Origin of the sequence: Nocardiopsis sp. NPDC057823 (assembly GCF_042797335.1) — a bacterium.
Classification (GTDB): Bacteria; Actinomycetota; Actinomycetes; order Streptosporangiales; family Streptosporangiaceae; genus Nocardiopsis; species Nocardiopsis changdeensis.
The window spans coordinates 203231-212303 of the sequence record NZ_JBHVLR010000012.1 but is presented as its reverse complement, the minus strand read 5'-3'; the positions used below and the strand labels follow the sequence as shown (position 1 = coordinate 212303).

Annotated in this window: 7 protein-coding genes; 3 read left to right on the top strand and 4 right to left on the bottom strand. The window is 71.6% G+C overall.

Going from position 1 to position 9073, the window contains the following annotated elements:
• Positions 1-32 precede the first annotated feature (32 nt).
• From ACFVNO_RS20350 to ACFVNO_RS20335, 4 genes are all read right to left on the bottom strand, one after another.
• Positions 33-878, bottom strand: coding sequence for an amidohydrolase family protein (locus tag ACFVNO_RS20350; RefSeq protein WP_378894684.1), 846 nt, complete (start codon positions 876-878; stop codon positions 33-35).
• A 374-nt stretch (positions 879-1252) separates the two neighbouring features.
• On the bottom strand, positions 1253-1750 hold the full coding sequence (locus ACFVNO_RS20345) for a DUF4352 domain-containing protein (RefSeq protein ID WP_378894681.1): 498 nt from the start codon (positions 1748-1750) through the stop codon (positions 1253-1255).
• Positions 1751-2142: 392 nt separating this feature from the next.
• The gene (locus tag ACFVNO_RS20340) at positions 2143-2790 is read right to left on the bottom strand and encodes a DUF4352 domain-containing protein (RefSeq protein ID WP_378894678.1); all 648 of its coding nucleotides are present in this window, start codon (positions 2788-2790) and stop codon (positions 2143-2145) included.
• A gap of 520 nt (positions 2791-3310) precedes the next feature.
• On the bottom strand, positions 3311-5854 hold the full coding sequence (locus ACFVNO_RS20335) for a M14 family zinc carboxypeptidase (RefSeq protein WP_378894675.1): 2544 nt from the start codon (positions 5852-5854) through the stop codon (positions 3311-3313).
• A gap of 293 nt (positions 5855-6147) precedes the next feature.
• Here ACFVNO_RS20335 and ACFVNO_RS20330 point away from each other — a divergent pair, with 293 nt between their 5' ends.
• Genes ACFVNO_RS20330 through ACFVNO_RS20320 form a run of 3 tightly spaced genes read left to right on the top strand, consistent with a single transcriptional unit; the run spans position 6148 to position 8801 of the window.
• The gene (locus ACFVNO_RS20330) at positions 6148-6861 is read left to right on the top strand and encodes an ABC transporter ATP-binding protein (RefSeq protein ID WP_378894672.1); all 714 of its coding nucleotides are present in this window, start codon (positions 6148-6150) and stop codon (positions 6859-6861) included.
• Complete coding sequence (locus tag ACFVNO_RS20325) at positions 6858-8156, top strand: ABC transporter permease (RefSeq protein ID WP_378894669.1); 1299 nt, start codon at positions 6858-6860, stop codon at positions 8154-8156. Before ACFVNO_RS20330 ends, ACFVNO_RS20325 begins: the two co-directional genes overlap by 4 nt.
• A gap of 18 nt (positions 8157-8174) precedes the next feature.
• On the top strand, positions 8175-8801 hold the full coding sequence (locus tag ACFVNO_RS20320) for a TetR/AcrR family transcriptional regulator (protein WP_378894666.1): 627 nt from the start codon (positions 8175-8177) through the stop codon (positions 8799-8801).
• The last annotated feature ends 272 nt before the right edge of the window (positions 8802-9073 follow it).

Genomic DNA, 9073 nt, shown 5'->3' with positions numbered 1-9073 from the left:
GGGAGGGCCCGGGCCCTCCCGCCGCGGCGCGCCTACCCGGGGATCCCGTACCAGTGGCGCGCGGTGCCGCCCTCCACCCGGGCGAGCCCGGCCGCCGAGGTCGCGGCGGCGACGGCCGCGCGCAGCGAGCCCCAGGCGGTGGCGTGGTCGGCCGCGAGGCGGACGACCGGCCAGTTCCCGGCCAGCATCGCCCGTTCCGGACCGAAGGCCTCCAGCGCCCGCCCGACGTAGGGGGCCAGGGCACCGGCGTCCCAGTCCCACCCGGTCAGCACGTCGCCCCCGACGGAGACCTTCACCGCGACCGAGGGCAGAGCCGCCAGACGGGCGATCCACTCCCCCCACGCCCCGGTGTCGGGGCGGCCCAGCGGCGGCGTGGCCAGGTGGTCCACCACGATGCCCAGGGAGGGGTGGGCCGCGGCCACCTCCTCCACCAGCCGCACGTGGGACTCGCCGGTCACGACGATCTCCCACACCAGCCCGGCCTCCCCCGCCGCCGCCATCACCCGCAGCAGCTCCCCGTCGGCGCGGGTGCCCGGCGGGACGGCCGCCCGCAGGCCCCGGACCAGCGGCGTCAGGGCGCGCACCCGCGCCAGCTCCCGCTCCGCAACGCCGGCGTCGTCCAGCGGCAGCCAGGCCACCACGGCCCCGACCGGCGCGAAGGCCGCCGCGTACGCGGCCAGCCGGTCGTTCTCCGCGGGCCCGGCCGCGCACTGCACCAGCACCGTGCGCGCGATCCCGCCGGCCAGTTCGCGTTCCAGGTCGGCAGGGGCGAACGCGCGGTCGAGCACCGCCGTCCGCGGATCCCTCGGGCGCACCCCCGCGGGCCAGAAGTGCTGGTGGGCGTCCACCGCCCCGGACGGTGGTGAAGAGGTCTGCACGGGGGGCTCCTCGCTCTGGACGACCGGTCCCCGAAATTGTAGACAATAGATCGCTAGCTGATAGTCGAACCAACCCCACGCTCTCCCCTCCAGAGACGGTGAGAGCGGATGAGGCCTCATCGTCGGCCCCCGTGTGCTTCGGCATGGCGGCCGAGCCGCCGGTGCGGTCCAGGCCGGCCTCCCCGGAAAGCGGCCGTTGGAGCCGGCGGTACCGAATCCGGAATGGGGGCGAGGAATCCGGGGCAGGCGCCCGACACCACCGCGATCCGCACTACAGGTCGACCCCGGCCGGAACGTCTCCAGGGGCCGCCCGGTCACCCGGGGCGGCCCCTGATCGGCGCCCTCCGAAGCCTTTGTGGAGAACACCGGCCGATTCAGTCGACCTGGACCGTGACGGGCTCCTCCATGGAGAACGCGTCCTGGATCTCGACGGCCGTGATCTCGGTCCCCTCGGGAACGTCGAAGACAGCGGTCCCGGACTTCTGGTTCCCGGGATTGATCTGCTCCAGGAACAGGGAGTCCTCACTCCCCGTGGTCGACGCCGAGTGCGTGTTGCCGTCGGCGTCGATGAGGGACAACGCGCTGCTGTCGAAGGTCGTCGACTCGGTGCCGATGTTCTCGACGGTCAGCGCCACGAGTTTGAACTCGCCCTGAGGGCTCGTCTCTTCGTAGCTCGACGCCGTTTCGATCGATTCGATCGTGACGCGCCACTGCCCCAGGTCGGCGGGCTCCCCGAGACCGACAGAGGTCTCCTGGGCCCCGTCGCCGGACGTGTCCTCCGCAGGCCCCGTGAACGCGGAGAAGAACGCCCCCGTGCACGCGACCGCCAGAATGATGACCAGCAGGGCCGCGATCCCGCAACCGAGCAGCACCCAGGGCCACTTCTTCTTTCGCGGAGGGGGCGGTCCCTGCTGCCAGGGTGGCTGTGGCCCGCTCGGCGGCTGCGCTCCGCTCGGTGGTTGCTCGTACATGGGCGTGCTCCTTCGAGAACGAAGGGATCGACCGGCCATCGATTCCTCCAGCCTTCACACAAGGATCGCCCAGCGACAGCCGAAAAATGGAATAAAAGCCCCAAAAACCACCGAAGGAGATCACAGATCAGCGGAAATTCCTGTGAATATCTCATCCACAGGAACAACCACAACAGACCGCATTCTCTCAACCGCAAAGGGCGACGACTTTCCCGAAAAACCGACTCGCCCACCCCTGGACGGATTCCTCGGAAAAAGACCTGCGGGTCTTCACTCCTCCCGAGACGACAACCCTAGTCCAACAGGATTTCCAGCGGGGCGCCGGCCCCGGAGACCTCCAGAACAGTGGACTGCGCCCCCTCGGGAAGGTCGAAGGCGACCGTGCCCGTCACCCGGTTCCCGGGGTTCACCTGCTCCGAAGACAGGGCATCGTCGGCGAGGATCGAAGTGTCGGCCTCGTGTCTGTTGCCTTCCGCATCGATCAGGGTCAGATCCTCCTCGGAGAAGTGACCGACCTCGCGCCCGATGTTCTCGACGATCAGGCCGACGAGGTGGAACTCTCCTTGGGCTTCCTCCAGGGAGTACCCGTCACCGTAGGTGGGAGAGGTCTCCACCGAATCGACGGTGATGCGCCAGTCGGCCATGACCCCGGGCTCCCCGATGCCTATGTCCTGACTCTCGCCTTCGGCACTGGTACCACCGTCACCATCGCCGGGGGCATCAGGACCTCCCGAGGTGTCCTCGGAGGTCCCGGCCCCGCCCTCGCCGCTCCCCGAGGGACTCAGGACGGTACCGAAGAACGAGGCCGTGCAAGCGACCATCAGGATGAGGACCAGCAGAGCGGCGATCCCACAGCCGAGCAGGACCCAGGGCCAGTTCCCCTGGGACGGCGGGGGTCGCCGCCACGGTTGCTGTGGCTCGCCGGGGGGTTGCTCGTACATGGACGCCCCTTACCGAAAGACGGCGGAATCGACTCTCCACCGACCGCTCAATCCTCATTCAAGGATCCTCCATCCGAAGAAGAAAAACCGGCAATCCCCTCCAAAGATTCATTGAAGGATCTCCAAGGCCAGGAAAACGCCTATTCATATACCACCCCAGGGCGGCCCGACCCTCCCAGCATTTCTCCAGACCACCCGGCGGGGTCGACTCGGTTTTTCAGAGCAGACCCCGCGCAACGCCCATCCGAACAGAATTCGGAATCGATCGGTTTCGGATGCCCGATGCCGCGCATGATCCAGGAGAGCACGCGATCGCGCGGGGCAGAAGTAGGGTCCAACAGGCCCTGGGCGCCGTCTCGGCTTTTTCGAACGTGCTCGACCATGGGCTCGTCTCCGATGACCTCCAGGGCCGGGAGACGGTCCTCACGGCAATGCCTCGCGCTGATCCACGGACGCCTCTGCCCTATCACCGCCGCACCGTCCGCCCCGGGGGTTCCCGGGGCGGACGGTGGGGTGCGGGTCAGGCCGACGGGGCCGAGGCCGTCCAGTACAGGGCCTGGGCCACCTGGGCGAAGAGGCCCTTGGGGTGGTGGCGGAACATCGGCTCGGTGCCGAAGAGCACCACCGCGGCGCCGTCCGCCGTGCCGCTGACGACCGCGGCCCGCCCGGCGGCCGCGTCCGGGCCGCCGGCGCCGTTCGCGTCGGCCCGCCAGTGCCCCGCCACCAGCGGGTCGTCGGCGTAGGTCTGCTCCACCGAGACCCCGGCGCCGAGGTCGGTGAACCAGCCCGGCGAGTACACGAACGTGTGCCCGCCCGTGCCGGTGAGCACGCCCTCGCCCGCCTCCGCGGCCACCACGCCGTTGGCGTCGGAACGGCCCGCGGCGCGGGTCACGTCCAGCAGCCCCGCCTGGTCGTTGAGCCGGGCGCCCGTCGCGCCGCGACCGACCAGGCCCCCGCCTCCGGCGAGGAACCCGTCCAGGGCCGCCCGGGCGCCGGCGTCCAGGTCGGCGTACACCAGGCCCGAGCCCGCGTACAGCACGTCCACGTCCGACCAGTCGAACCCGCCGTTGAGCACCGCGGTGGACACCGGCACCAGGTCGAAGCCGAGCGCCTGGAGCGTGAACACCTCGTCGGCGGCGCCCGCCACCGCCACGGTCACCGGTTCCAGGGCGGCCCCGCCCGGCTCGTCGGCGGCCGCGAACACCGCCCCGTGCCGGTCGGCGGCCTCGGCGACCGCCCCGGCCGCCTCCGGTGCGACCACCGCGCCGCCCCCGTCCCAGGTCACCGCGGCCCCGGCCGCGAGCAGGCCGTTGAGGGCCGCGGCGTCGGAGCCGTCGGCCACCTCCAGCCGCCACCCGGCCGCGCCGGGCTCCTCCACCCGGCCGGTGGGCGCGGCCGCGGCCACCGGCCCGGTCGGCGCCGCCACCGCCTCCTGGACGGGGTCGACCCGGGCGCCCCACAGCAGGCCGTGGCTCCATCCGGAGATGTCGTACATCGCCTCCACGTCGCCGCTGATGTCGCGGCCCGCCTCCAGCAGCACGTTGGCCATGCCGCGTTTGGGCTGGTGCATGTCGACCACGTAGGACCCCGCCGGGTAGGTGCTCCCCCCGGCGGTGAACCCCTCCTCCGCGCGGTCCACCCGCACGTCGTTGGCGATGAGGAAGTCGACCAGCCGCGCGGTGGCGCGGTCCCGTCCCGGGAGCACGTAGGCCTGCGGGAACTCGGTGGTGTACACGTCCTCGGGGCCGAACCCGGGCACCCACCCCTGGGGCGGGACCACCTGCTCCTCGCCGGCCGCGCCGCGGCGGAACACCTCGATCTGGTCGGCGATCAGCTCCTCCCGGTTCTCCCGGGCGAACTCGATGGTCGCCTCGATGGTGGCGGCGGAGATGTCGGTGTTGATGGACGAGCGCCGCCGCAGCTCCTCCTCCGGCAGGTCCCTGTAGTCGGCGTTGTTGACCCGCATCGGGAACTCGACCGTGGCCGAGGCGACCGCGCCCTGGTAGGGCGCGTACATGGGCGTGAAGATCGGCGGCCAGTCGTCCCAGCCGTCGGCACTGTCCCGGAACGGGATCTGCGGCGGCCGCACCCCGTCGTCCTCGGGCGTGTAGCCCAGCTCCAGGATCGCCTCCTCCATGGCCAGGGCGTTGGCGTAGGTGTTCTTGATGAACAGGTCGTACTCGTAGTTCTGGCCGTGCGGGGGCGTGCACGGCTCGATGAGGGTGCCGTTCACGTACCCGTGCTGGTCGACCATGACCAGCGGCTGGGTGTCGATCATGACCTGGCGCACCGCCGCGGTCTCCGGCTGGGACACCGTCACGAAGTCCCGGTTGAGGTCGAACCCGGCCGCGTTGGCCCGGATCCCGGCGACCCGCCCGTCGGGGTTGGCGGTGAGCACGAAGTACAGCCGCGCGCCCTCCAGCAGCTCCTCGGTGGCGGGCTCCTCGCTGTGGGCCAGCTCCTCGATGACGCGCAGCGAGGCGTCGGTGCCCTCCCACTCGTTGCCGTGGATGTTGGCGTTGACGAGCACCGGGGTCTTGTACCGGTCGGGCAGGGTGCGGTCGCGGGCGGCCCGGGCGGGGTCGTCGGCGATGAGCTCGCGCATCCGCCGCTGCTGGTCGGCGCGGGCCCGGTTCTCCGGCTCGGTGAGGGTGACCAGGTACAGGTCCCGGCCGCGGGTGCTGGTGCCGATGATCTCGGCGCTGACCCGGTCGGAGTCGTCCATCAGCTCGTTGAGGGCCGGGGCGAGGTCGTGGTACGGGGTCAGGCCCAGTTTGACGGAGTGGTCGCCGGGGTCCTCGGGGTGGACCGGCAGTTCGCTCTGGCGCGGGTAGGGGGTGTCGGGGTCCACCCCGGGCACCTGCGGCGGGGCGGGGGCGGTGAGGGTCCGGGCGGGGTCCTGGAGCGGGACGGCCGCGACGTCGTTGCGTTCGGGCCCGTTGCCGTGCTCGCGCAGGGCGGGGTCGGCCAGGGCCGGGGCGGGGGCGGCGAGCACGCCGGCGGCGACCGCTGCGGCCACGGCCGTCAGGGCGCTGCGGCGGCGGGCGGATGGGGGTGCGTACACGGGGGTCCTTCCTGGGGGCTCTCTGCTTCCTATCCCGGCCGCGGCCGGGGGGACAAGACGGCCTGCCGTGAAAACCGTGTTTCGTGCGACGCCACGCCTCTTGACCGGCCCTTTCCCCCGACACGGTGTCGTCCGGATCCGGGGGCGGGGTCCGGGTCGCCGGGCGTCGGCCGCGTCCCGGGCGGTCCGGAGGGAGGGCCCCGGTGGCGGCCGTCACGGACGACCCGATTGAATTTGCAGCTACTGTTACTTAAGATACAGTTGCTGCACATTGACATGGAAAGGAGTCCGTGATGAGGACCACGGGAAGCACGGGAGGTCCGGCGGCCCTCAGGGCCGCCGGGGTGATGCGCACCTACGGGAAGGGAGGGGCCGCCTTCACCGCACTGCACGGGGTCGACGTGGAGGTCGCACAGGGGCGTTCACTGGCGATCGTCGGGAGATCCGGATCGGGGAAGTCGACGCTGATGCACCTCCTCGCCCTGCTCGACCGCCCGACGGCCGGCGACGTGGAGGTCTCCGGCCGATCCGCCTCGTCCCTTCGCGCGGACGAACTCGACCTGATCCGCAACAGGACCTTCGGCTTCGTCTTCCAGCAGTTCTTCCTCACCGCGGGGCAGACGGTCCAGGAGAACGTGAGCCTGCCCCTCGTCATCGCCGGGGTGCCCCCGAAGGAGCGTCGGGAGCGGACCACGGCCGTCCTGGAGGAGCTCGGTCTCGCCGACAAGGCCGGAAACCGCGCCAACGAACTCTCCGGCGGCCAGAAGCAGCGGGTGGTCATCGCCAGGGCACTCGTCAACGAACCGTCCGTGATCTTCGCCGACGAGCCCACCGGGAACCTGGACACCGCCACGGGCGCACAGGTGGAGGACATCCTCTTCGGGCTACAGCGCGACCGTGGCCTGACTCTCGTGGTGGTCACCCACGATCCGGACCTCGCCGCCCGCTGCGACGGCTCCATCACGATCGCCGACGGGCGCATCGTCGAGCGGGTGGAGGCGGCGTGAAGACCTCCGATGTCATCCGCATGGCGGCGCGCAACGCCTTCCGCAGCAGGCTCCGGACCCTGCTCACCGTCCTGAGCCTGTTCGTGGGCGCCTTCACCCTGACACTCACCACGGCCCTCGGAGCCGGCGTCAACGACTACGTCGAACGCCAGGTCGCGACACTGAGCGCGGGGGACATCCTGCTCGTGAGCCCCGCCGCGGCGACCGGCCCGGAAGAAGGCCCCCGGGAATGGGACCCCGACGGCCGGCAGCGGTCGGGGGAGACCGCACCGCTCACCACCGGCACCCTTCTGAACGCCGACGACATCGAAGCGATGGAAGGCATCGCGGGTGTGCGGCGGGTCCAGCCGATCGACCAGGTCTCGGTCGAATGGATCACCGCCCGGGGCGTCGGCGACGGCACCCGGTACGACCTGGACGTCAACCCCACCTCCTCCATCGGCCGCAGCGACCTGGTGGCCGGTCGGCAGCTGGACCAGGACGGCTCACGGAGCGAGATCGTGCTACCGGAGGACTACGTCGAAGCCCTCGGGTTCTCGGATGCGGAGCACGCCGTGGGCCGGGTCGTGGCCCTCGGCTACAGCGACGCCGCGCAGGGGCCGCAGGAGATCGAGGCGACCGTGGTGGGCGTGGCCCGGGAGAGCCTGTTCGCCGCCGGGGCCGGCGCGAACTCCGCTCTCACCGAGACGGTCTCCGACGCCCAGGCCGCGCCCGGCAGCCCGGAGGCGTGGCCGCTCGCCGTGGTGCAGGTGGAGCCCGGCGAGGGGGGCACCGTCGACACGGCAGAACTCGAACGCGTGAAGGACGAACTCGCCGACGCCGACCTGGCGGGTCAGACGATCGAGGACCAGCTGGGTGTGGTGCAGACGGTCATCAACGGCATCATCGGGGTACTGAGCGCCTTCGCGGTGGTCGCACTCGTCGCAGCGTCGTTCGGCATCGTGAACACCCTGCTCATGAGCGTCCAGGAGCGGACACGGGAGATCGGGCTCATGAAGGCTCTGGGGATGTCGAACAGGCGGGTCTTCGGCCTGTTCAGCCTTGAGGCCGTCGTGATCGGCTTCCTGGGTGCGGCGCTCGGGGCCCTCGTCGCGGTCGGCCTGGGCTCGGTGATCGCCGCGTCCGCCGCAGGCACGGTGCTGTCGGCTCTTCCGGGGTTGCAGATCCTGCTGTTCCAGCCGGCGACCGTCGTCTCCGTGGTCCTCGTGGTCATGCTGATCGCGTTCGTCTCCGGCGTTCTCCCCGCCCGCCGTGCGGCACGGCAGGACCCGATAGAGTCACTGCGTTACGAGTGAGGGAAGGGACCGCGGAACATGTCGACCCCACCGCCTCGGCGTCGTCGGGACGCGATGGAGAAGGCCGCGGCCATCGAGCGGGCCGCCACCGATCTCGTCCTGGAACACGGCTACGACGCGGTGACGGTCGACATGGTCTGCGAGCTGGCGGGCGTGAGCCAGCGCACGTTCTTCAACCACTTCAGGACGAAGGACGCCGCGCTCCTCGGCCTTCGGCCGCCGGAGATCGACGAGCGCGCGGCGAGGGAGTTCGTCGTGTCCACGGGGCCGTTGCTGTCAGAGGCGGCGCGGCTCATCCGGGTGGACCCGGGCGCACTGGGCGACGACCCGGCCCAGCTGGCGCGTCGCATCCGCGCCGTCGGTTCGAGCCCGACACTGATGGCACGGCAGATGGACCGCGTCCAGGCCCTGGAGGGCGAGGTCCGCGAGATCGTCCTCCTCCGGTTGCGGGCCCAGTACCCCGGCGAGGACGAGGCCGACCTCCGCGGTCAGGCGGACCTCGCCACCCAGCTGGCGATGGGCGTGATGCGCTTCGCCGCGCACAGCTGGGCGGAACAGGCCGACGCGGGCGAGATCCCCGTGACCGACCCGGCTGCCATCGAAAGGCTCCTCGGGCGCCTGGTCGAGAAGCTCTCCTCGGCCTGAGCCGACGCCCGCCCTCCGGAGGCGCCGCGTTGCACCGACGGAACCGCCCGGTGCCCCGGCCGTCTGGCACCGGATACCCGGACCCGCGGCGGAGCGGTCGCACCACGGGGACCGCTGCCCACCCCCCGACGCCGGCGGCCCGGGCCGCCTCCCCGCGGCGGCGTGCCCCCGAGCGCCCGGTTGCGGCGGGCGGGTAGGGCACCGCCCACGGGGAACCGCCGTGCGGACGAGGCGGTCCGCCGTGAAAAGGGCCGTCCGTGCGACACCCCGCC